This is a genomic window from Microbacterium sp. SORGH_AS_0454 (assembly GCF_031453395.1).
Taxonomy (GTDB): Bacteria; Actinomycetota; Actinomycetes; order Actinomycetales; family Microbacteriaceae; genus Microbacterium.
In genome coordinates this window covers 1,399,921-1,423,144 of the sequence record NZ_JAVIYS010000001.1, presented here as the reverse complement: position 1 = coordinate 1,423,144, position 23,224 = coordinate 1,399,921, and the positions used below count along the sequence as shown (strand labels likewise).

Annotated in this window: 21 protein-coding genes and 1 pseudogene; 9 read left to right on the top strand and 13 right to left on the bottom strand. The window is 70.5% G+C overall.

The features are described from left to right. Positions 1-469 precede the first annotated feature (469 nt). The 4 genes from QE454_RS06590 to QE454_RS06575 all read right to left on the bottom strand — a co-directional run bounded on the left by QE454_RS06590 (position 470) and on the right by QE454_RS06575 (position 4,393). Positions 470-1,672: a beta-propeller fold lactonase family protein gene (locus tag QE454_RS06590; RefSeq protein ID WP_307456799.1), complete on the bottom strand. Its 1,203-nt coding sequence runs from the start codon at positions 1,670-1,672 to the stop codon at positions 470-472. Next, complete coding sequence (locus QE454_RS06585) at positions 1,672-2,958, bottom strand: adenylosuccinate synthase (RefSeq protein WP_210075679.1); 1,287 nt, start codon at positions 2,956-2,958, stop codon at positions 1,672-1,674. The genes QE454_RS06590 and QE454_RS06585 overlap by 1 nt, the downstream gene beginning before the upstream one ends. Before the next feature lie 304 nt (positions 2,959-3,262). Beyond that, positions 3,263-3,847: a TetR/AcrR family transcriptional regulator gene (locus QE454_RS06580; RefSeq protein WP_307456802.1), complete on the bottom strand. Its 585-nt coding sequence runs from the start codon at positions 3,845-3,847 to the stop codon at positions 3,263-3,265. Between the two features lie 3 nt (positions 3,848-3,850). After that, the gene (locus QE454_RS06575; protein ID WP_307456805.1) at positions 3,851-4,393 is read right to left on the bottom strand and encodes a hypothetical protein; all 543 of its coding nucleotides are present in this window, start codon (positions 4,391-4,393) and stop codon (positions 3,851-3,853) included. 191 nt (positions 4,394-4,584) lie between these two features. Here QE454_RS06575 and QE454_RS06570 point away from each other — a divergent pair, with 191 nt between their 5' ends. After that, positions 4,585-5,331: a Pr6Pr family membrane protein gene (locus QE454_RS06570; RefSeq protein ID WP_307456808.1), complete on the top strand. Its 747-nt coding sequence runs from the start codon at positions 4,585-4,587 to the stop codon at positions 5,329-5,331. A gap of 29 nt (positions 5,332-5,360) precedes the next feature. On the opposite strand, the gene QE454_RS06565 is transcribed toward QE454_RS06570, so the two are convergent. From QE454_RS06565 to QE454_RS06540, 6 genes are read right to left on the bottom strand one after another with little or no spacing between them, the layout of a single operon-like run. Then, a complete protein-coding gene (locus tag QE454_RS06565) occupies positions 5,361-6,173 on the bottom strand; it encodes an inositol monophosphatase (protein ID WP_307456811.1) in 813 nt (270 codons plus the stop codon). Further along, entirely contained in the window at positions 6,170-6,892 is a 723-nt protein-coding gene (locus QE454_RS06560; RefSeq protein ID WP_307456814.1) for a glycerophosphodiester phosphodiesterase, read from the bottom strand. Before QE454_RS06560 ends, QE454_RS06565 begins: the two co-directional genes overlap by 4 nt. Next, positions 6,889-7,959, bottom strand: coding sequence for an ABC transporter ATP-binding protein (locus QE454_RS06555; protein WP_307456817.1), 1,071 nt, complete (start codon positions 7,957-7,959; stop codon positions 6,889-6,891). Before QE454_RS06555 ends, QE454_RS06560 begins: the two co-directional genes overlap by 4 nt. Positions 7,960-7,970: 11 nt before the next feature. Continuing rightward, positions 7,971-8,792 carry an ABC transporter permease gene (locus QE454_RS06550; RefSeq protein ID WP_307456820.1) on the bottom strand — a complete coding sequence of 274 codons (822 nt, stop codon included), beginning with the start codon at positions 8,790-8,792 and terminating at the stop codon, positions 7,971-7,973. Beyond that, a complete protein-coding gene (locus QE454_RS06545; protein WP_307456823.1) occupies positions 8,792-9,739 on the bottom strand; it encodes an ABC transporter permease in 948 nt (315 codons plus the stop codon). Before QE454_RS06545 ends, QE454_RS06550 begins: the two co-directional genes overlap by 1 nt. Beyond that, positions 9,739-10,977: an extracellular solute-binding protein gene (locus QE454_RS06540; protein ID WP_307314236.1), complete on the bottom strand. Its 1,239-nt coding sequence runs from the start codon at positions 10,975-10,977 to the stop codon at positions 9,739-9,741. Before QE454_RS06540 ends, QE454_RS06545 begins: the two co-directional genes overlap by 1 nt. 114 nt (positions 10,978-11,091) lie before the next feature. On the opposite strand from QE454_RS06540, the gene QE454_RS06535 reads away from it, so the two are divergent. After that, complete coding sequence (locus QE454_RS06535) at positions 11,092-11,844, top strand: DeoR/GlpR family DNA-binding transcription regulator (protein WP_307456826.1); 753 nt, start codon at positions 11,092-11,094, stop codon at positions 11,842-11,844. Between the two features lie 40 nt (positions 11,845-11,884). Then, the gene (locus QE454_RS06530; RefSeq protein ID WP_307456829.1) at positions 11,885-12,556 is read left to right on the top strand and encodes a peptidylprolyl isomerase; all 672 of its coding nucleotides are present in this window, start codon (positions 11,885-11,887) and stop codon (positions 12,554-12,556) included. A gap of 48 nt (positions 12,557-12,604) precedes the next feature. Here QE454_RS06530 and QE454_RS06525 read toward each other — a convergent pair whose 3' ends face one another. Next, entirely contained in the window at positions 12,605-13,843 is a 1,239-nt protein-coding gene (locus QE454_RS06525) for an alpha/beta hydrolase (protein ID WP_307456832.1), read from the bottom strand. Positions 13,844-13,908: 65 nt separating this feature from the next. Between QE454_RS06525 and QE454_RS06520 the strand changes: the two genes are divergently transcribed. The 5 genes and pseudogenes from QE454_RS06520 (at position 13,909) to QE454_RS17255 (ending at position 19,357) form a co-directional block, all read left to right on the top strand. After that, positions 13,909-14,496: a TetR/AcrR family transcriptional regulator gene (locus QE454_RS06520; RefSeq protein WP_210075658.1), complete on the top strand. Its 588-nt coding sequence runs from the start codon at positions 13,909-13,911 to the stop codon at positions 14,494-14,496. An 84-nt stretch (positions 14,497-14,580) separates the two neighbouring features. Next, on the top strand, positions 14,581-16,023 hold the full coding sequence (argG, locus tag QE454_RS06515) for an argininosuccinate synthase (RefSeq protein ID WP_210075656.1): 1,443 nt from the start codon (positions 14,581-14,583) through the stop codon (positions 16,021-16,023). Positions 16,024-16,204: 181 nt separating this feature from the next. After that, a complete protein-coding gene (locus tag QE454_RS06510; protein ID WP_309668558.1) occupies positions 16,205-16,810 on the top strand; it encodes a helix-turn-helix domain-containing protein in 606 nt (201 codons plus the stop codon). Further along, complete coding sequence (locus QE454_RS06505; protein WP_307461140.1) at positions 16,807-17,421, top strand: hypothetical protein; 615 nt, start codon at positions 16,807-16,809, stop codon at positions 17,419-17,421. The genes QE454_RS06510 and QE454_RS06505 overlap by 4 nt, the downstream gene beginning before the upstream one ends. Further along, positions 17,418-19,357: pseudogene (locus QE454_RS17255) on the top strand (YhgE/Pip family protein). The gene QE454_RS06505 and the pseudogene QE454_RS17255 overlap by 4 nt, the downstream one beginning before the upstream one ends. A gap of 72 nt (positions 19,358-19,429) precedes the next feature. Here the strand turns inward: QE454_RS17255 and QE454_RS06485 are convergent. Beyond that, the gene (locus QE454_RS06485; protein ID WP_307456841.1) at positions 19,430-20,872 is read right to left on the bottom strand and encodes a cell wall metabolism sensor histidine kinase WalK; all 1,443 of its coding nucleotides are present in this window, start codon (positions 20,870-20,872) and stop codon (positions 19,430-19,432) included. Further along, on the bottom strand, positions 20,872-21,594 hold the full coding sequence (locus QE454_RS06480) for a response regulator transcription factor (protein ID WP_267788883.1): 723 nt from the start codon (positions 21,592-21,594) through the stop codon (positions 20,872-20,874). The genes QE454_RS06485 and QE454_RS06480 overlap by 1 nt, the downstream gene beginning before the upstream one ends. A 133-nt stretch (positions 21,595-21,727) precedes the next feature. Between QE454_RS06480 and QE454_RS06475 the strand changes: the two genes are divergently transcribed. Next, positions 21,728-23,194, top strand: a complete 1,467-nt coding sequence (locus QE454_RS06475; RefSeq protein WP_267788881.1) for an ABC transporter permease — start codon at positions 21,728-21,730, stop codon at positions 23,192-23,194. Positions 23,195-23,224 lie beyond the last annotated feature (30 nt).

The window sequence follows — 23,224 nt, the reverse complement described above, 5'->3', positions numbered from 1 at the left end:
GGGCGCTGATCGCGTTTATGCGCGTTCGTAAGCCCGACACCCGGCGCGGCCTGGATGCCGGACCGTGCCGCCCAGCGGTATCGCTCCCCCACGCATAAACGCTCTTCGCGCGCAGAAACACGCCGTGCTCGCGTTTCCGAGCGCGGATCGCGTTTATGCGTGCTCGACGCGCGTGATGGGCACCGCCGGCGGATCCTCGCCGAGCCCCGGATGCCGGGCCGTGCCGCGCAGCGGTACCGCTCCCCCACGCAGAAACGCTCCCCGCGCGCAGAAACACGCTGTCCTCGCGTTTCCGGGCGCGGATCGCGTTTATGCGTGCTCGATGCGCGTGCTGGGCACCGCCGGTGGACCCTCGCCGCGTGACGCCCCACGCCGAGACGCCGCGCTCGTGAACGCCGAACCCCGCGCAGACGAGCGCGGGGCGCATTCGCGCGCGGGACGCATCCGCGCGCGGCCCGCACGCACCCGCTCAGCGCATCGGCAGCAGGCGCGTCGGCGACGGCGATGGGGTGCGGTGTCGAACCCGGCCCGGGATACCGGTGCGGGTGTCGAGCGGCAGCGACACGATCTCGTCCGCGAGCTGGCCCGCCACGAGCAGCGTGTCGTCGACGACCACGTGATGTCGGGGCCAGTGCGTCCCCGTCTCGGCGAGCGCGAGCAGCTGCAGCTCCTCACCGTGACCGCGGACCGACAGCACACCCACCGTGTCGCTGCCGCGGACCCCGGCGTAGATCGTGGCCCCGTCACGGCTGGCCGAGAGCTCGGCGGCCGTGTCGGTGTCGAGGGTGCCGAGAAGCGGCTGGCCCGAGAGCACGTGCCAGCGCCCGGCGCGGTCGGCCCCCAGGACGAAGACCTCGCAGCTGAGCTCGGTCACGACGTACAGATGACCCGAAGGATGCCAGAGCCCGTGCCGCGGACCGCTGCCCTTGGGGAGGACGACCTCTTGCACGAGACGCAGGCCGTCGTCGACCTGGCGCCAGAACCGCACGAGGTCGAAACCCATGTCGGTCGTCGCGATGAGACCTCCGGGAAGGAACACCGCCTGGTGGGCTCGCGAGACGCGTGCCCCGGCGGCGGCCTCTTCGGACTCCGCGTCGGTGAGGGGGACGTCGTCGTAGTCCGGGACGAGGTGGGAGTACTCGTCGCCCGCGGCCTCTCGGAGCGCGCGAGCGGCCGCCGCGAGGTCGGGGACGACGGCGCCCGACACCCGGGCACCGGTGGAGATGCTGCCCTGCTCGGACGAGGATCCGTGGGGATCGCCAGCTTCGGCGCAGATCACCGGGCGCGACGGTCGGCCCTGCGCGTCCAGCGCCATGCGGACGATGCGTCCGTCGCCCCAGCAGCTCGCGATCAAGAACGACGCGTCGGGCGAGACTGCGACGTGGCAGACCGCACCGCCGGCCTCGACGGGCGGGCCGAGGGGCGTCAACCGCGTATCGCTCGTACGGCGGAATGCCTGGACAGTACCGTCGAACTCGACGGCGGCGTACACGATGTCGTCGTTGGAGGGGTGGGCGGCCACCCACGACGGCGACCCGGGTACCTCGGCCGCGGTCGCGACCATGCCGAGGGGGCCACCGGCACCGAGCGCGTCGCGCTCCCCCGCCTGCAGGATGCCGATGCCCTCCGCCGACCCGGTGTCGGGGGCGTAGGCGCCGACCCAGAAACGCATCAGTCGATCAGGTCGTGACGCACGATCACCTGGTCGCGCGCCGGGCCCACGCCGATGACGGAGATGCGCGTGCCGCTCATCTTCTCGAGCGCCAGCACGTAGTCCTGCGCGTTCTGCGGCAGGTCGTCGAACGTGCGGGCCGTGGAGATGTCTTCGCTCCATCCGGGGTAGTACTCGAGGATCGGCTTCGCGTGATGGAAGTCGGTCTGGTTCACCGGCAGGTCGTCGAACCGCTCGCCATCGACGTCGTAGGCGACGCACACCGGGATCTGCTCGAGACCGCCGAGGATGTCGAGCTTGGTCAGCACGAGGTCGGTGATGCCGTTGATGCGCGTCGCGTACCGCGTGATGGGAGCGTCGTACCAGCCGACCCGGCGGGGGCGACCCGTGGTCGTGCCGAACTCGAAGCCCCGTGAGCGCAGCCAGTCGCCGCTCTCGTCGAACAGCTCGGTCGGGAACGGACCCGAGCCGACGCGCGTCGTGTACGCCTTGACGATGCCGACGATCCGGTCGAGCCGGTTGGGGCCCACTCCGGAACCCGTCGATGCCCCGCCGGCCGTCGCAGAGGACGAGGTGACGAAGGGGTAGGTGCCGTGGTCGACGTCGAGCATGGTCGCCTGCCCGCCCTCGAAGACGACGACGTCGCCCGCTTCGAGCGCGTCGTTGAGCAGCAGTGACGTGTCGGCGACCATGGGACGCACGCGCTCGGCGTACGCCAGCAGGTCTTCGACGATCTCGTCGGCCGTGATCGAACGACGGTTGAAGATCTTCACCAGCAGGTGGTTCTTCTGGTCGAGCGCCCCTTCGACCTTCTGCCGCAGGATGTTCTCGTCGAAGAGATCCTGCACGCGGATGCCGACGCGGTTGATCTTGTCGGCGTAGGCCGGACCGATTCCACGACCGGTGGTGCCGATCATGCGCTTGCCGAGGAAGCGTTCGGTGACCTTGTCGAGGGTGCGGTGGTACTGCGTGATGATGTGCGCGTTGGCGCTGATCTTGAGGCGGCTCGTGTCGAGGCCGCGCGCGTTGAGGGCCTCGAGCTCGTTGAAGAGCACCTCGAGGTCGACGACGACCCCGTTGCCGATCACGGGGGTGACCCCCGGAGACAGGATGCCGCTGGGCAGCAGGTGCAGCGCGTACTTCTCGTTACCGATGACGACGGTGTGCCCGGCGTTGTTGCCGCCGTTGAACTTCACCACCCAGTCGGTTCGTTCACCGAGCAGATCGGTGGCCTTGCCCTTACCTTCGTCGCCCCACTGGACGCCGACGATCACGATTCCGGGCATGTGCGCTCCTCGCGTCTGATTCCGGCGGTACACCCCATCCTATCGAGCGGGTGCGACACGCCCCGCGCGAAAGCTGCGGACCCGAGGTGCGCGTGATGTCGCGCCACGCGATCGACGCGCGCGCGGAGCCGGTGCGAGCACCGGGGCATGCATCAAGACGAGGAAAGTCCCACCGTGGATGCGGATCGCGCGGCCTCCGCAGGCACAGCCACCGACAAGAAGGGGTCACACGGACGCGAACCGCCGGTAGTCGGTCAGGAGTTCGTCATCAGCCGTGCGTTTTGCGCAAAGCATCCGCGCGCCTTCACCCGGCCAGGCTGTCGAAATGTCGCGCGAGCACCCTCTCGGCGTCGTCGCCAGGGTCGCGGGAAGCGTTCCACGACAGGTGAAGCGCGAGCCCGTCGAGGAGCGCGTGGAGCCGAGCCGTCTCGAGATCCAGATCGACGTCGGTTGCCAGCAGGCCCGCCTCCGACATGCCTTCCAGCGCCGCCGCGCACACGCGACCGACACCGTCATGGAGGTCTCTCGCATGTCCCCGCATGGTTTCGTCCGTCTCGGCCAGCCGGCTCAGCTGCACCTGCACGACGAGTTCGGTCCGCCGTACGTCGTCGAGAGGGAGGAGCTCCTTCATCGCCTGCAGAGCGCGCTCTCGGGCGGTGCCCGTCACAGCGCTCAGCCGGGTCGTGACGGCGTGGCGTATCCGTTCGAAGCAGAACTGGCGCAGAGCATCTTGCGTCGCGAACGCGCGTCGCAGGGATGCGGTGGCGATCCCGGCTTCATCTGCGACTTTCCTCACCGAGAGTCCGGTCAGGCCCTCGCGTTCCAGAACCCGGAACGCGGCCGCCGCGATCTCGTCGTTGCGGGCGTCATGGTCGATGAGGCGGGGCATAGTTCATCTTGCCTCCGCCGAGCGGGCACGTTTCGGCCAGAGGGAGTAACTGATCGCCCAGAGCAGGTCGACGACGACGATGACTCCGAGGACGGGGAAGATGCCGAGCAACTCGGCCGTGCGGGCGGGATCGGCGACCACGACGATGAGCCCCCCGAGGATGGCGGCCGTGATCACGACGGCGAGGAGCGTACGGGCCACGTCTTTCCAGCAGGCGACCGCGTACGCCGCGCCCGACAGCGGTGCCGGCCGCGGCACCCCACGAAAGCGCGCGGCGAATCTGGCATCCATCCACCCGATCATGCGGTGTCCGTACGCAATGGATATCCCGATGTAGAGACCGGCCAGGCCGTGGTGCCAGGAAGCGGTTCCTCCCCGGAGAAGATCGACCGTCACGAGCACCAGCAGGACCACGTCGATGATCGGAGCGGCGATCAGCAGGGCTCCTCCGAGCCTGGGGCGGCGGAGGACGTATCGAGCGGTCAGGCCCGCGAGGATCGCAATCCAGAAAGCCACCTCGCAGACGAGGATTGCCACCAGAATCATGAGCGCCTTTCCGGCATCTTTGCATTGTTAGCACGAGCGTACTAAATAAAAGGCGCATTTCGCGACCCGAACAATGCAGCCGGCGTGCGGCCGGACGCCCCAGAGGATGGGGGGCGGGACCGCGAGAGCCGAGACGCGACGGCCGTCGCAACCCCTCCCCGCGGCATCCGGGCTCTGATTAGCCTGGGGCGATGCAGAGATCGCGCGGATGGGCGACCGGGTGGAACGCGGCGCGCGTGACCGTCGCCGTACTCATCCTCGTCGCGGTGGGAGCACAGTTCGCATCGTCGACGGCCGAGGCCGTTGCGCGCGGCCGCGATGTCGCGACGGTGGTCGCCAACTTCTTCAGCTTCTTCACGATCCTCTCCAACGTCTCGTCCGCGATCGTGATCGCGTGGCTCGGCGCCCGTTTCTTCGCGCGCGGCCGTCGTGTCGAGGTCGATTCGCCCGCCCTGGCGACGGCCCTCGCGTTCGTGTCGACCTACATGATCGTCACCGGCATCGTCTACAACCTGCTGCTACGCGGCATCCCCCTGCAGCCCGAGACGGTCGCCTGGTCGAACGAGATCATGCACGTGTGGGGCCCGCTCTTCCTGCTCTTGGACGTGCTCCTCGGACCCGGCCGCAGGCGCCTGCCCTGGTCGGCGGCATTCGCGGCAGCGATCTTCCCGATCGCCTGGATCGTGTACACGCTGCTGCGCGCGCCGCTCATCACCAACCCGACGACGGGCGCGCCCTTCTGGTACCCCTACCCGTTCCTCGATCCGAGTACCGGGGGATGGGGCAGCGTCGCGGTCTACATCGTGGTCATCGCCGTGGCCATCATCGCTCTCGCCTTCGGTGTCGTCGCGATCGGTCGGGCACGCGGCATCCGGAGACCGCTCCTCTCCGACGTCGGGGCAGACGTCCGTGGACCTCATGCCGCCGGCCGCCGGTGAGAAGCGTCCGACCGGGAAGGTCGACACGATCAGCCTGGACGGTGAGCGCGCGGCAGAGCCAGAGCCCGTGACCACAACGCCGACATCTCTTCGGCCACGAGCCCGGATGCCACGAGCACACCGCCGTGGCGGGGGAAGAGCGATCGACGACCATCCTCGTCGCGCACCTCGGCTCCGGCCTCGTGAGCGATGAGCACCGCGGCGAGGTGATCGATCGGGCTGAAACGGTGCACCAGGGCGGCGCATCCGCGGCCGGCGGCCGGCCCGAGGAGCGTCAAGGTTCCCGAGCCCATGACGCGGAGCGTGCAGAATGCCGCGGTGAGCGAGAGCGCGAGGGCGTCCATCCCGGGCCAGGGCTCGTGGCCCGCCAGCTCGGTGCCGACCACTCCCCCGCGCAGTCCCGCCCGCTCCGGCAGGAGCAGCGGCATGCCATCGCGTCGAGCGCCCTGCCCGGCGACCGCATCGAACACCGCGTTCTGCCACGGCTCTGCCACGACGCCGACGAGCGGCTGATCGTCGACGGCGAGCGCGAGCGAGAAGGCGGTCCAGGGAACGCCGTTGGCGAGATTGGTGGTTCCATCGACGGGATCCAGGTACCAGGTCGGTACACCGGTTCTCGCACTGCCCCCGTACTCCTCCCCGACGAACGCATGGTCGGGGAAGCGGCCCAGCACGACCTCGCGCACCCTCCTTTCGATCGCGCGATCGAGCTCGGTGACGAGGTCGGCCGGATGCGCTTTGGCGTGCACCGCCGTCACCCGGTACGCACGCGTCTGGTCGATCGCCCATCGCGCCAGCTCCAGGGCCAGTTCGTGGGCCGCCGAGAGATCTGACGGGGTCATCGGCTGAGCTCCTTCGTTGCGGATGCCGATCGCGCAGCGATCATCGCCTGCAGTCGATCGAGGCGGTTGGTGGTGATCGTGTCGATTCCGAGCTCGATCGCCCGGGCGAGGTCGCTCTCGTCGTCGATCGTCCATGCGGTCACCGGCAGGCCCAGGTCATGAACGGCTTCCACGAACCGGCGGTCGACGAGGGGAAACGGCGCGTTGATGAGAACCGGCGACAACTCCTCCAGGTCGAGTGCCACCGGGGACTGCTCGTGGGCCCACGGAAGCCAGATACGCGCGTCGGCGTCCCTCTCACGCAACAGCCGCATGGCCGCGAGGTCGCCGCACCAGTCGACGACGACGCCCGAGGCCGCGACGACCGCATGGGCCGCGGCGGCCGGGCGCACGGCATCCATGTCGATCACCAGGCGGCTGTCGGCGTCGACGAACAGCGGCAGCACCTCGGCGAGGAGGGGCGGGCGGTGGTCGGCGTCGCCGAAGGCCTCCAACTCGGCGGTGCGCACCGTCTCGATCTCGCGCCGGTCTCCCCACAGCCGGGCGAGGGTGGGGTCGTGCAGCACGACCACGTCGCCGTCGGCGGTGAGCCGCACGTCGATCTCGACGACGGCCGCGCCCTTGGCGAGGGCCGACCGCACCGCCGGAAGGGTGTTCTCGCGCAGGGTCCACGAGTCTCCGCGGTGCGCGCAGGCGCGGGGCCCGGCGGGACGCGTCACGCCGACACCCCCGCCCGGCGCTCGACGAGACGACCGTCGCGGTACACGAGCGCCGAGGCGATCGACGCGTACCCGCCCGCTCCGACCTGGGGCGGCACCCCCGGCACGAAGGCGTCGAGGGTCGCGTCGTCGCGGCGCAGCCGCACCCGGTGGAAGTGGCCGTGCGGCACGACGCGCTCGACGCGCGCCGGCCGCGCGCCGGGCCGGGCGTCGAGTGTGAAGACGACGTCTTCGGGCCGCACTCCCACGACGGCGGACCCCTCGACGATGCCGACGCCGTCGAACTCGCCCTCGATCCGGTTGAGCGATCCGATGAAGGTGGCGACGAACTCGGTCACGGGCCGCTGGTACAGCTCTCCGGGCGCGCTGAACTGCTCGACGCGACCCGCGTTCATCACGGCCACGCGATCCGAGATCGACAGGGCCTCTTCCTGGTCGTGCGTCACGACGACCGTGGTGATGCCGAGCCTCTGCTGCAGGTCGCGGATCTCTTCGCGCACCTTGACTCGCAGTTTCGCGTCGAGGTTGCTGAGCGGCTCGTCGAGCAGCAGCACCTCGGGCTCCTGCACGAGCGCACGAGCCAGGGCGACGCGCTGCTGCTCACCGCCCGAGATGCGCGGCGGGCGCGAGTCGCGGTGATGCAGCAGGTTCACCAGCTGCAGCACGGCGTCGACGCGCTCGGCGATCTCGGCGCGCGCGAGGCGGCGCAGCCGCAGCGGATAGGCCACGTTCTTGGCCACGGTCATGTGCGGCCACAGCGCGTAGTTCTGGAACACCATCGCGCTCGGTCTCTTGTCGGGCCCGAGCCGGGTCACGTCGCGGCCCGCCATCTCGATGCCGCCCGCGTCGGGGGCGAGGAAGCCGGCGATCATGCGCAAGGTCGTCGTCTTGCCGCATCCCGACGGCCCGAGCAACGACACGAGCTCGCCCCGCTGCACCGTGAGATCGAGGTCGTCGATGATGGTCCGCCCGCCCAGGGTCTTGCGCAGCGAGGTGAGACGCAGCCCCTCGGAGGGGTCGGAGGCGCCCGCGGGGGCGACAGAGGTCGGATCGACCGCGATGGTCACAGCATGCTCCTTCATTTGAGCTGGAATCCTTCGGCCAGCTGACCGCCCATCACGTGCTTGCGCACGGCGAGCAGCAGCACCACCGAGGGGATGGCGAGCAGGATCGAGAACACGGCGGCGACCTGCTTGGGGAAGTTGAGGACGAGGGAGTACATCTCGGTCGGCATCGTCACGATGTCGGGGGCACCGACGAGATAGGTGCCCTGGGCCTCGTCGAAGGCGGCGAGGAAGGCCATCACACAGCCCACGAGGATGCCGGGCAGAGCCATCCGCAGCGTGACGGTCAGGAAGACGCGCACCCGCGAGGCGCCCGCGTCGCGCGCCGCCTCTTCGAGCGACCGGGGCACCGACGCGAACGCTGCGGCGGGGATCCACGTCATGAAGACGATGGTGCCGAGCAGCTGCACGACCACCACCCCCGCGACCGTGTTCATCAGCCCGAGGGCGTAGTACAGCGAGGCGAGCGTGGCGAACAGGCCCATCTTCGGAAAGGCGTTCGTGGCGAACAGGCCGATCAGGAACAGCCGCCGCCCGGGGAACTCGAACCGCGCGAACGCGTACGCCGCCGGCAGGCAGATCACCGCCGCGACCACGACCACGATCGGGGTGATGGCGAGGGAGCTCTGGATCGACGACGCGAGCTGCGGGTCGGTCAGCACGGTCGACCACCAGCGCAGCGTCCATGAGTCCGGCAGCAGGTGCGGATACGTCCACGTGTCGGCGAAGGCGTGGGCGCCGAGCCAGACGAGCGGCCCGAGCACGAAGACCAGCAGGACGACGGCGAACAGCACGGCGGCCGAGGTGCGCAGGGCCGCGGCGAGCACGCGGGGCATCAGACCTTCCCCTCACGACGGGCGGTGCGGAAGTTTGCCCACACGTACAGGGCGCCGATTCCGGATGCCGCGGCGAAGACGACGAAGGCCATGACGATCGACTGCTGCGGTTCGTTGTACGACGTGAACGAGTTCGCCAGCGCCACCCCGAGCATCGTCGGGGCATTGGGGCCGGTGAAGTACGGCACCGTGTAGGAGCCGATCACCCCTATCGCGGTGAACGTCACGGCGATGACGATGGGCACCGCGCTCATCGGCACGAGGACGGTCCGCACGATGCGGACCGTTCCGGCCCCGGCGTCTCGGGCCGCCTCGATCATGGCATCCGGGATCGACTGCAGACCCGACGTGATCATGAGCACGGCGAAGGGCAGCGACGTCCACGCCGAGCCGATGACCACGGCGACCGGGGTGTACGCCCACACCGGCGCGTCGAGGCCGACCGCCGCGAACAGGCTGGTCAAGAAGCCGTCGGCCGAGTAGAAGGTCAGGATCGCCCACGACGCGATGACGACGGGGATGAACAGCGGCACGATCGCGACCGCCGAGAGCAGCCGCGCCAGGAACCCGCCGTGCAGGCGCAGGAAGAGGCCGATGCCGCCGGCGAGCACGAGCACGATCACGGTGCTGGCCAGGGTGACGCCGAGTGTCAGGCCGAGGTTCTGCCAGAAGTCGTCGGCGCCGAACACGTCGCCGTAGGCGGCCAGCGTGGGCATGGCGCCGTCGCCGCGGTGGACGTTCTGCCCCACCGCGGCGATGACCGTGTTGAGACCACCGGTGAACCCGACGCTGAACGCGAGCGCCGTGATCACCGGCACGCCCACGAACAGGGCGATCACGAGCACCGGGGGAAGCGCGAGCAGGAAGCCGGCCGTCGCCGCCCGCCGAGCCGGATGGGCTCGACGGACGGCGGGGCGCGCCACCCGCTGTGCGGTGGCGGCGGTCATCACTTGCCGGGGACCTTCTGGGCCCACGCCTTGTTCATGTCGGCCGCGTTGGCCGCAAAGTACCCGGGGCGCAGGTTCGCGATGTCGGCGTTCGCGAACGTGGACTGCACCGACGCCGGCAGCTTGTCGAGCGAGATCACGGGGTAGCCCGAGATGCTGTCGGCGACGAGCGCCTGAGCCGTGGGCGAGAGCACCCACGCGAGCAGCTTCTGGGCATCGGCCTGACGCGGCGACGCCGCGGGGATGCCGAGGTAGCTGGCGCCGCCGGTGAACGAGGGGTCCGAGATCTGGGTGTAGGCGATGTTCGAGGGGATCTGGCCGTTCTTCACGCCGGTCACGAACTGATCACTCCACACGGGCGCCATCGAGATCTGCCCGCTCGAGAGCAGGTCGAGCACCTGGCTGTTGCCGTTGGGGTAGACGCCCTTCTGGTAGACCGACGCGTTCAGGCCGGCGAGCGTGGCGAACCCGGTGCTCCACTCGCTCTCCAGATCGGGGGCGGCCTCGGTGGCGAGCTTGGTGCGGTCGTCCGCCGAGATGCTCTGGTCGAGCACGGTCGTCACGAACGAGGCGCCGCTGCCGCCCGTGCTGGGGGCGCAGTAGGTGAAGCGACCGGGGTTGGCCGCGATCCACGCGAGCAGGTCGGCGAGGGTCTTCGGCGGGGTGGCGACCGTCTTGGTGTCGTAGGCGAGCACGACGCTCGATCCCCGGTAGGGCACGCCGCCGTTGCCGCCGGCCTGCACGAGAGCTGCGGGTACGTCGGAGAGCGCGGGCACCTGGTCGGCGGTCACGGGGGTGAGCAGACCGGATGCCGCGACCTGGGTCACGAAGCCCGCGTCGACGAGGTCGTAGCCGGGGTCCTGGTGCTGCACCGTCGCGGCGGTGAGCTTGGCCACGGTCTGCTGGTCGTGTGCGCCGTGCAGGTCGAAGTCGACCTTGACCGTGTAGCCGGGGTTGTCCTTCTCGAACGCGGGGATGAGCGTCTTCTGCCAGAGGTCCTGGATGTTGGTGTCGGCACTGAGGAAGACGGTGAGGGTCTTGTCGGACCCGTCGGACGACGAGCCGTTCGAGCCGCTCTGGCTGCAACCGGCCAGGGCGAGCCCGACGGCCGCGACGGCGGCGAGGGAGGCGATCAGGCGAGGACTTTTCACGGGGTTCTCCTGTGAGAGGAAGGGGTTCGGGTGCGTCGTCCCGTCGGTGGCGAGGACGAACGGTGTCACGCTAACTCGGCCGCTCATTTGTGGCGTAGCGTCGCGGGGAGGTTTCATATGAGCATCCGCAGCCGTTCAATCGGCGTTAATGTGAGCGCAAATGAGCATCGAGAGAGTGTGATCGACCTCAAAAGGAGTGCTGTGCTGACCCATCAACGCGAGGCGGCGATCCTCGAACGGCTCGAGGCCGTCGGGAGCGTGACCGTCGACGAGCTGTCCCGCCTGCTCGACGTGAGCGGGACGACCATCCGTCGCGATCTCGAACGTCTCGAGCTGGGCGCCCGGCTGCGCCGTGTGCACGGCGGAGCGACCGTCGCCCGCACCCGGGAGCCGGACGCGGACGGCGAGCTCGACGACGACACCCGCGAGAAAGAGGCCATCGCGCGCGCCGCGGCGGGCTCGATCGCCGACGGTCAGGTGGTGCTGCTCGACATCGGCATCACCACGCTGCGACTGGCGCGGCACCTGCGCGGGCGACCGGTCACGGTCATCACGAACAGCCTCGCGGTGCTCGACGCCCTGCGCGACGACGACGTCGTGACACTGGTGCTGCTGGGCGGCATGATCGGCGCCAAGACGCGGACGCTCATCGGCCCGCTCACCGAGGAGGCGCTGGCCCGTGTGCACGCCGACGTCGCCGTGATCAGCAGCACCGGGATCAAGCCCGAGGGGGCGGTCGTGACCGACCTGACGCACGAGGCCAGCATCAAGCGGCGCATGCGCGAGGTCGCCGACCGGTCGATCCTCGTCGCGAACACGTCCAAGTTCCCCGGCAGCGGCTCGTACCGGATCGCGTCGCTGTCCGACTTCGATGCGATCGTCACGACCGACCGGGCGGATGCCACGACCCTCGCCGCCGCCGCTCGTGCGGGTGTCGAGATCGTCCGGGCGTGACCCGCAGCGCAAGTCCGGCTCGAACCCTTACCCTGGTCGCGTGCGTACCCGACTGATCTCGGCGGCCCTCGCCGCCTCCGCCCTCCTCCTGCTCACCGGTTGCGCGAGCGCCCAGACGGCGCCCGCGACCGAAGCCTCGGTGAGCACCCCGTCACCCACGACCGCCGGCTGCGCGTACACGGCGTCGGGCCAGGCCGCCGCGCCCGCGACGGCGCCGCCGTCCGACGCCCGTCCGGCCGCGTCGGTGAGCGCGGTGCTGCAGACCTCGGCGGGCGACATCCCGATGACGCTCACCGGCGAGCGCACGCCCTGCACCGTCGAGAGTTTCGTGTCGCTCGCCCAGCAGAACTACTTCACCGACACGACGTGCCATCGCCTGACCACGTCGGGTATCTACGTACTGCAGTGCGGCGACCCCACGGGCACCGGCATGGGCGGCCCGGGCTACCGGTTCGGCGACGAGCTCGACGGCACCGAGACCTACCCGGCGGGAACCGTCGCCATGGCCAACGCCGGCCCGAACACGAACGGTTCGCAGTTCTTCCTCGTCTACAAGGACTCGCCGCTGCCGGCGAAGTACACCGTCTTCGGCACGCTCTCGCCCGAGGGCCTCGCGGTCGTCTCGAAGATCGCGCAGGCCGGGGTCTCGGGCGGCGGCGCCGACGGCGCCCCGGCGACAGCGGTGAAGATCTCCGGCGTGACGATCGGCTGAGGCCGTCGGGCACCGGCGGCCCACCGGCGCTCTCGTGCGTCGGCCGGGTCAGCCGTCGTGACGCTGGAGCCAGTCCAGCGCGAGCTGCCGACTCGCCTCGGCCGAGGCGGTCAAGGTGCCCGTGGTGTCGCCGGTGCCGTGTTCCAGGCCCGGGTACTCGACGTACCGGTTCGTGATGCCACGCTCGGTCAGCAGTTCGGCGAAGACCCGGGTGCGGTCGGCGAGCACGAGATGGTCACCGGTGCCCTGATAGATCAGGGTGGGCGGGGATCCCGCCGTGACGTGGGTCGCCGAATCGGTGAAGCGGTAGCGGTCGGGGTACTGCGCGGGAGGACCTCCCACGTACCACTGCTCGACCTGGCGAGCGATCGCGGTGGTATCCCCGATCCCGGTGAGATCGACCGCGGGGTACCCGGCGATCACGGCACGCACGGTGGGCAGCGCAGTCCCCGGCGGGGAGCAGCTCGACGCGAGGGTGTGGTCTGCCGACATGTACGCGGCGTTGACCGCGAGGTTGCCGCCGGACGACAACCCCAGCGTCGCGATGCGATCGGGATCGAGATTCTGTGTGCGGCCGTCGCCGGCGATCCAGGCGAGTGAGCAGCCGATGTCGTCGACCTGCGTGTCCCACGGGTGGTACGTCGACGAAGCGAGACGGTAGTCGACGTCGAGCACCGCGTAGCCGTGCTCGGGAAGGTAGCCCGTGTAGGCGTTCGGCCCCCGGGTGCCGGTCGAGAACCCGCCTCCGTGTATCGAGACCACGACGGGCCACCCCGCCCGTGGTGCCGCGCCCGGCGGAAGGTAGAGATCGGCCTGGAGGGTGGTGCTGCCCGCCGTTCCGAGCGTGACGGTGCGGCTCGGGCCGCTGTCGAGCCCGGTGAACGGGAGCGCGGGCAGCAGTGGGCTCACCCCGAGCCCGAGCGAGCCGATCGAGACGGCCAGCAGCGCTGTGGTCGCGACCACGCCGAGCGTCCCCGCGGTTGCGGTGGCGGTCAGCCAGAACGGAAGGCGGCGGATGCCGGGCCGCGACCGCCAGAGGACGACCGCGCACACGAGGCCGACCAGCGCGACGACGAGGTTCCAGATGCCGAGCGTGTCGCGCAGCAGCCCGAAGACGAGCACCACGTACTGCGTCAGCTCCGTCTGGAGCAGCCAGATGGTCCACGGCACCGGGACGATCGCGAGCAGTTGCGCCAGAACCGTGTAGCCGATCGCGAGGAAGGCGAGGCAGGTCAGGATGACGCGGGCGGTACGGGACCGCACTCCGTGCTCGCGGGAGGTCGTCACGGATTCACCGTAGCAGAACGAGACGGTACCGTTCCATTAATGCGAACGGTCGCTAGAGTGGGCGCGTGGACCAGGCGGTGAAGATCAGAGGAGCCGCGCGGCCCCGAGCGGCGACCACCGATGCGATCCGCGACGCCTGCGTGGCAGAGCTCACCGAACGCGGGTATCACGCGCTGTCGATGGAGAGCGTGGCGAGGCGCGCCGGCGTGGGAAAAGGCGCCCTGTACCGCCGATGGCCCGACCGGGCCGCGATGGTGGTGGCCGTCGTCGAAGAGCTCACGCGCATCCTCCGCCCCGACCTGGCTTTCGACGCCGACGACCTCGAGAGCGACCTGACGCTCTTCGCGGCGTCGGTCGACCGGTGGCTGCACGACCCGCGCATCATCGCCGACCTCGTCTCGGTCGGGGTGCGCGACGCCGACTTCTCGACCGCCCTCACCGCCGCGGTCGTGGCAGTCCTGGGACCCACGAGAGAAGCGCTGCACGAGCGGGCCGCACGACGCGGCGATCCCGATCCCGCCGACGCCATGGCCGACATCACGGGCGCGGTCTTCTGGCGACGCGCGGTGATGCATCAAGATCTGACCGACGGCGACGTGGCGCAGCTCGCACGGCGCGCAGCGCGCGGCGCGACGATGCCGCAGGTCGACTGACCTCGCAGATCGTCCTCGAGGCCGGCCACGACCACCTCGCGGTCGAGTCGGGGCGTGGCATCCGTCCCCAATAGAATCGAGGGCATGTCCAAGGTCTTGCAGTCCCTTCCCGTCGGCGAGCGCGTCGGCATCGCCTTCTCGGGAGGTCTTGACACCTCGGTAGCCGTCGCGTGGATGCGCGACAAGGGCGCCATCCCCTGCACGTACACCGGCGACCTCGGTCAGTACGACGAGGACGACATCGCCTCGATCCCCGGTCGCGCCACGCAGTACGGTGCCGAGGTCTCGCGTCTCGTCGACTGCAAGACGGCACTGGTCGAAGAGGGCTTCGTCGCCCTGGCGTGCGGCGCGTTCCACATCCGCTCGGGCGGACGCACGTACTTCAACACCACGCCGCTCGGTCGCGCCGTCACGGGCACGCTGCTCGTGCGCGCGATGAAAGAAGACGGCGTCGACATCTGGGGCGACGGCTCCACGTACAAGGGCAACGACATCGAGCGGTTCTACCGCTACGGCCTTCTCGCCAACCCCGCCCTGCGCATCTACAAGCCCTGGCTCGACGCCGACTTCGTCACCGAGCTCGGCGGCCGCAAAGAGATGAGCGAGTGGCTCGTCGCTCACGACTTCCCCTACCGCGACAGCGTCGAGAAGGCCTATTCGACGGATGCCAACATCTGGGGCGCCACGCACGAGGCCAAGACCCTCGAGCACCTCGACGTCTCGCTCGAGATCGTCGAGCCCATCATGGGCGTGCGCTTCTGGGACCCCGCGGTCGAGATCGAGACCGAAGACGTCACGGTCGAGTTCGAGGCCGGTCGCCCGGTCGCCATCAACGGCACGCGCTTCGCCGATCCCGTCGAGCTCGTGCGCGAGGCGAACACGATCGGTGGCCGCCACGGCCTGGGCATGAGCGACCAGATCGAGAACCGCATCATCGAGGCCAAGTCGCGCGGTATCTACGAAGCTCCAGGCATGGCGCTGCTGTTCCTGACCTACGAGCGCCTGGTCAACAGCATCCTGAACGAAGACACCCTCGCCACGTACCACGAGCAGGGGCGCCGCCTCGGTCGCCTCATGTACGAGGGTCGCTGGCTCGAGCCGCAGTCGCTCATGCTGCGCGAGTCGATCCAGAAGTGGGTCGGTTCGACGATCACCGGTTCGGTCACCGTGCGCCTGCGCCGCGGTGAGGACTACACGATCCTCGACACCGTGGCATCCGGAATGTCGTACTCGCCCGAGAAGCTCTCGATGGAGCGCGTCGGCGATGCCGCCTTCGGTCCCGTGGACCGCATCGGTCAGCTCACCATGCGCAACCTCGACATCGCCGACTCGCGCGCGCGTCTCGAGCAGTACGCCGCGATGGGCCTGCTGGGCGGTCCCACGGGTGAGCTCGTGGGCGATGTCGCCGCCGGTGGCGCGCAGGGCATCATCGAGTCGGCCGCCCCGCTCGACGCGGCCGGCGAGCGCCTGGCCGAGGCGACGGATGCCGCGGGCGAGGCCGCCGCGTTCGACTCCGGCACCGACTGACACGCACCACCTCGACGGAGCCCGCGACGCCTCGGCGCCGCGGGCTCTCGTTCTCGGCCGCCCCCTTCCGCCGCGCAGCGAGCGAGGGACCGCGATGCGGAGTACAAGGCCGCTCCCGTGAGCGAGAGCCAACGATAGTAAGTTGCACACGTGCGTGCACTTTCGGCGTACACTCGTCTCCGTGAGCACCCCCACCCGCCGCGACGCCGTCGAGAACCGCGCCGGCATCCTCGACGCCGCCACGGCCGCCATCGGCCACGACCCGCGCGCCTCGATCGACACGATCGCCCGCCGCGCCGGCCTCTCGCGCCGCGCCCTGTACGGCCACTTCGACGACCGCAACGCGATCGTGCGCGAGGTCATCGCCGCGGGAGCGGCCCGCTTCAACGACATCGCGGCCCGTATCGACGATGCCGATTCCCGCGTGGCGCTCGCGCGCCTGGCATCCGAGCTCTGGCGCGAAGCCGCTCACGTGCAGGCCGCGGCCGCCCTCGCCCTCGACGACGCCCACCTCGCCGAGACCTCCGACGCCCTCGCGCCGCTGCGCCGCCGCATCGACGGCATCGTGCGCCGCGGGCAGGAGGCCGGGGAGCTGCGAACGGATCTGCCCGCCCCGACCCTCGCACGCCTCCTCGAAGAGACCGGCCGGATGGTGGTCGCGCGGGTGGATGCCGGCTCCGCGACGGCCCGCTCGATCGCCGTGTGCGCGGTCCTGAGCATCGCCGGCCTGTCGTGGACCGAAGCCCGCGCTCTGCTGGAGCAGCACCCCGATCTGGAGACCCCGTGAAGATCGTCCTGAACGCCGTCACGAAGGGCCGCGCGCAGAGCGCCCTGCCCGAGACCTCGACCGCGTACGAGACCGGACGCGCGACACTCGTCGTCGCCGAGACTGAGCAGCGACCCACGGTGCTGGGCCTCGTGGCATCCGGTCGCATGAAGATCGACAGCGGCAGCGTCACCATCGACGGTCGGGCCGACTCCTCGGCCCTTCGCCGCCGCGTCGCGCTCGTCGACGCCCCGGTGGTCTCGGAGCCCGAGTCGAACGTCACCGTCACGGGCGTGGTCGCCGAGGAGCTGATGTTCGCCGGCCACGCCCCGAATCCGTTCTCCGCCGCGCGCTGGCTCGAGGGCATCGGGCTCGAGTCGCTCGCGAACGTGGCCATCGGCAACGTCGAGCCCGCAGCCCGGGTGCGCCTGCTGCTCGAACTCGCAGCCCTCCGCAAAGACGTCGAGGGGCTCGTCCTGGTCGCCCCCGACCGCCACGGCGGCGAACCGCTCGCCTGGTGGCGTATCGCCGAGGAGTTCGCCGAGCGCGGATACGCCGTGCTCGTGGTCGCGGGCCACGCCTCGAAGACCATGATCGACGCCCTCGACGAGACGGTGGAGGCCGCCCGATGAAGATCCCGCAGATGATCACGGCGGAGCTGCGCCGCCTCACCTCGACCCGCATGTCGGTGATCGCCCTCATCGCGCTGCTCGCGGTCCCCATCCTGTACGGCGGCCTCTACCTCTGGGCCAACCAAGACCCCTACGGCAACCTGTCGAACGTCCCCGTCGCCCTCGTCGTCGACGACCACGGCGCCGACGTCAACGGTCAGCAGCGCAATCTCGGCGACGAGGCCGCCGAGCAGTTGCTCGACAGCGACACCTTCGAGTGGCACCGTGTGTCTTCCGACCAGGCCGACGCCGGCCTGCAGGCGGGCGACTTCGACTTCGTCGTGACCCTGCCGGCCGACTTCACCGAGGCCGTCGCCTCGCTCTCGAGCTCGACGCCCCGTCAGGCCGACATCGAGCTGCGCACGAACGACGCCAACAACTACCTCGCCTCCACGATCGGCACCCAGGCCGTGGCCCGCATCCAGTCGTCGGTGGCGAAGAAGGTCGTCGACGAGGCCGGTCTGACGCTGCTCGACGCCCTGAACACCATCCGGGTGAAGCTCGTGGATGCCACGAACGGAGCGACCCAACTCGTCGACGGTCTCGCGAGCGCGAAGAACGGCTCGTCGCAGCTCTCGACCGGCTCGACCACCCTCGCCGACGGCGCCGCGAAGCTGGCCGACGGCAACGCGCAGTTGTCGGCGGGCGCGAATCAGCTGCGCGCGACGGAACCGCACAGTTGCGCGACGGCTCCGCCCGCGTCGCCGACGGCGCCCAGCAGGTGGCCGGGGGCGTCGACCGCCTGGACGCGGCGGCCCGCCAGGTCGGCTCCGTCGCCGGCGACGCGGCGTCGCAGCTCCCCCAGGCGCGCACCGACATCGCCAAGGCCCTGGCCGACGCGGGGCTCGACCAGGCCCGCATCGACCAGATCCTCGCGCGTCTCGACCCCGTCGGAGAGCGCCTCACGGCCGCCAACTCGCGCGTGCAAGACACGGTCACGCAGATCGACCAGCTCGACGAGGGCGCACGCCAGGTCGCCTCGGGAAGCGCCACCCTGGCCACCGGTGCCGCCAGCGCCGCCGACGGCGCCTCGACGCTGGCCGACGGCGCCGCCACCGCGGCATCCGGAGCCTCCCAGCTCCGGGACGGATCCGCCCAGCTCCGCGACGGCGCGACCCAGCTCGACGACGGCATCGCCCAGCTCTCGACGGGTGCGACGCAGCTGCGCGACGGCCTCGCGGCGGGGGTGAACCAGATCCCGGACTCCGATCAGGCCACTCGCCAGGCGCAGGCCTCGGCCATCTCCGACCCCGTCGCGGTCGGCTCGACCTCGGTCACCAAGGCGCAGAACTACGGCGCGGGCCTGGCTCCGTTCTTCGCCGCCCTGGCCGGATGGATCGGCATCTACGCGCTGTTCCTCATCGTCAAGCCCGTGTCGAAGCGCGCGGTCACGGCGCTGCGCTCGCCCTTCCGCGTGACTCTCGCGGGCTGGCTCACGCCCGCGGGGCTCGGCGCCCTGCAGATGGTGGGACTGTTCACGATCCTCGCCTTCGCGCTGCAGTTCTCGTTCGCGAATCCCTGGGCGGCCCTCGGCATCCTGCTGTTCGCCTCGGCGACGTACGCGGCGATCGTTCTCGCGCTGAACGTCTGGCTCGGGTCGGTGGGGCAGTTCCTCGGCCTCGTGCTGATGGTGCTGCAGCTCGTCACCGCCGGAGGCACGTTCCCGTGGCAGACCCTGCCCGGGCCCCTCGCCGCCCTGCACCACGTGCTGCCGATGGGATACGTCGTGGATGCCATGCGGCAGGTCATGTACGGCGGAGACGTCTCGCGAGTCGGCCAAGACCTGCTGGTGCTCGGCGCGTGGATGGTCGGCGGCATGCTGATCGCGGCGATCGGCGTCACGCGGATGACGCACCACCGCACGCTGCGCGACCTGCAGCCGAGCCTGATCGGCTGACGCGTCTCGCGAACCCGTCGAGGGGCACGCCATGTGACCCCGGGACCACCTGCCTCGCCCCGGCGCCCGACCTCACACCGGAAGCCTCACCTCGAACACCGTCCGCCCCGGCCGACTCTCCACCGAGATCGACCCGCGGTGGGCGGTGACGATGGCTTCCGCGATCGACAGTCCGAGGCCCGTGCTCCCGGCATCGCGGTTGCGGGAGTCGTCGCCGCGTGCGAAGCGGTCGAACAGCCGCCGGGCGACGCCCGGATCGATCCCCGGGCCGGTGTCGGTCACGCGCAGCACGGCTTCCGCACCTTCGCGCACGAGCGACAACGTCACCGTCGTGCCCGCCGGCGTGTGCGTCTGCGCGTTGCGGAGCAGGTTCGCGACGACCTGTCGCAGGCGGTTCTCGTCGCCCGTGACCGAGATGAGGTCGTCGCCCGCGACATCCAAACGCCACTCGTGCGCCGCATCCGCCGCCTGCGCGTCGCTCACGGCGTCGACGGCGAGCAGCGTCAGCTCGACCTCTTCGCGCCGGAGGGGCTGGCCGGCATCCAGTCTCGCCAGCAGCAGAAGGTCGTCGACGAGGGATGCCATGCGCTCGGCCTCCGACTCGATCCGGTCGAACGAGCGGGCCTGGGTCGGCGTCATGGGTGCGTCCTCGCCGAGCGAGAGCTGCGCGTAACCGCGGATGCTCGCCAGGGGCGTGCGCAGCTCGTGGCTCGCATCGGCGATGAAGCGTCGCAGCTGGTCCTCGCTGTGCTGCCGCGCCGCGAGGGAGGACTGCACGTGCCCGAGCAGGTCGTTCAGCGACGAGCCGACGCGTCCCACCTCGTTGTCGACGCGGGTATCCGCCGGAGCGACCCGATCGGGGATGTCGACCGCGCCCGCGCTGAGCGACAGGGTCGACACGCGCTGCGCGACCGCGGCGACACGGTCGAGCGGTCGCAGGCTCCGCCGCACGAAGAGCGACAGCCCCAGGATCGCGACGATCAGCGTGACGGCTGACACCGCGACGAGGATGACGGTCAGCGCCGAGGTGGTCGCGGTGACATCCGCCTGGGAGCTGCCGACGAACACGGTCGCACCGTCGTTCTCGGCCGCGGCGACGCGGAACGCCCCGAGGTCGCCCCCGAGGTCGACGGTCGTCGGGGTCCGGTCGGTCGGCACCGCCGACTGCAGCAGCGCGACCTGTTCGTCCGTCAGCGCGACCACCGTGCCATCCGAGCGCGTGTAGCTCGAGACGAGGACCCCGCCCGCACCGTCGACCACCGCTTGCAGGGTGCCGATGCGCGGCGCCGGGGCACCGGCATCCCGCTGAGGGGGACGCTCCCCGCCGAAGGGCCCGCCCGAGCCGTCGCGCCCCACGGCGAACGACAGACCCTCGCGCATCTGCTGGTCGAGCCGGTCGAGAGTGAAGGAGCGCAGTGCCACGACGGTGGCGACACTCATCACCAGGAAGGCGAGGCCGACGAGCACGCTCGTCCCCACGACGAGGGTGCGCCGCAGCGTCCATCGAACGCGCATCAGACGGTCTTGATCGAGTACCCCACACCGCGCACGGTGTGGATCAGCGGGTCGCCGAGAGTGTCGATCTTCTTGCGCAGGTACGAGATGTAGATCTCGACCACGCTGCCGTTCCCGCCGAAGTCGTAGCTCCACACCTGGTCGAGGATCTGCGCCTTGCTGAGTACGCGTCGCGGGTTCTGCATGAGGTAGCGGAGCAGGTCGAACTCTCTCGCGGTGAGCTTGATCGGGATGCCGCCGCGCTCGACCTCGTACGACTCCTCGTCGAGCGTGAGGTCTCCGACGCGCAGCCGCGGATCGGCGTCGGCGACGACCGCGACGTGACGGCGGGCCATTCCCCGCAGCCGCACGACGACCTCTTCGAGGTTGAAGGGCTTGGTGACGTAGTCGTCGGCCCCGGCCGAGATGCCCGCGATCCGGTCCTCCACCGCGTCTTTCGCCGTGAGGAACAGCACGGGAGCGTCGTTGCCCGCGGCGCGGATACGGGTCAGCAGCTCCATGCCGTCGAGCCCCGGCATCATGATGTCGAGCACGAGCAGGTCGGGGCCGAACTCCCGGATCGTGCCGAGCGCTTCCTGACCGTTCGCGGCGGTGCGGGCGTCCCACCCCTCGTTCTCGAGCGCCATCCGCAGCAGGTCGCTGAGGTTGGCCTCGTCGTCGACGATCAGGGCCCGGACGGGGGAGCCGTCGGGGCGGGTGAGGGGCGCGGGACGGGATGCCATGACAGCCAGCATGCACGCTTCGAGACGCCGTCGTCGCGCGACATATCTCCTTCATAGGAACGGTGAGGCAGCGGTGAGGGTGCCGTTCTTACGGTCGACGCAACGGCCGCACCCCGCGTCCGGAAGGAGAAGCATGTACGGCACCTACCTGCGGCGCGAGCTCGCCGGCCGAAAGAAACAGACCGTGATCGTCGCGGTCGGGCTCGCGATCGCGATCGCCCTCGTCATCGTCGTGAACGCCCTCTCTGCGGGCGTCCGAGATGCCCAGTCGCAGGCGCTGTCGTCGGTGTACGGAGTGGGCACCGACCTCACGGTGACCGGCGCGCAGTCCGAGCCGGGCCAGGGCGGCGGCTCGCGCTTCGACTTCGGCGCCGGCGAGGGAGCGAGCGCCGACGGCACCACCACCCTCAGCCAGTCGCGGCTGATGACCGACATGCGCCGCGGCACGCTCGACGCCACCGCCGTATCCACGGTCTCGAGCCTCGAGGGGGTGTCGGCCGCCACCGGTGCACTGGCACTGACCAACACGACCTTCTCGGGCCAGGTCCCCGATCGCAGCGCGCAGTCGGGCACCGGATCCGGCCCGGGGCAGGGCACGGGCGGAATGGGCGCTCCTCCCGCGGGCGGACCGGGTGGCGACGGCGGCAGCGCCTTCGGCGTCGACTCCTTCAGCGTGCTCGGTGTGGACCCCGCGGCATCCGTCGGCCCGCTCTCCTCGGTCACCGTGGCCGAGGGCCGCGCGCTCACCTCGGCCGACGCCGGCACCGACGTCGCTGTCGTCGACGCGACCTACGCGGCGAGCGCCGGGCTCTCCGTCGGCGGCACGGTCGAGGTCGCGGGCACGGCGATGCAGGTCGTCGGGATCGTCGCTTCCGCTTCGGCTGACGCCGACACCGCCGCGAACGTCTACCTCCCCCTCGATGTCGCACAGACCCTCGCCGGCACGGGCGATGTCGTCTCGACGGTGTACGTGCAGGCCGCGTCGGCGGATGCCATCGACGCCGTGCAGAGCGAGATCGCGGCCGCGCTGCCCGAGGCCACCGTCAGCTCGCAGTCAGAGCTCGCCTCCAGCGTCTCGGGATCGCTTTCGAGCGCATCGACCATGATCACGAACCTCGGCACCTGGCTGTCGGTCGTCGTGCTGCTGGTCGCCCTCGCCCTGGCGGTGCTCTTCACCATCTCGGGCGTCGCGCGGCGCACCCGTGAGTTCGGAACGCTCAAGGCGATCGGCTGGTCGAACGGCCGCATCGTGCGTCAGGTCGCGGGCGAGTCCCTCGTGCAGGGACTGATCGGCGGGGCCGTGGGACTGCTCTTGGGTCTCGGCGGCATCCTGCTCATCGACGTCATCGCGCCCACGATCTCGGTGGCCGCGGAGACGACCGGTCCCGGCGGCCAGGGCGGACCCGGGGGCCCAGGCCCCGGCGGCTTCGGCCAGGCCGCGGCCCAGGCCACCGACATCGTGCTCAGTGCTCCCGTCACCCCGGTGGTCGTGGTCGCGGCGGTGGGGATCGCCGTTCTCGGCGGGGTGCTCGCCGGAGCCTTCGGCGGATGGCGAGCCGCTCGCCTCAGCCCCGCCGCCGCCCTCAGATCCGTCGCGTGAGCGGCATCACCCATCTTTCGAAAGAGACAT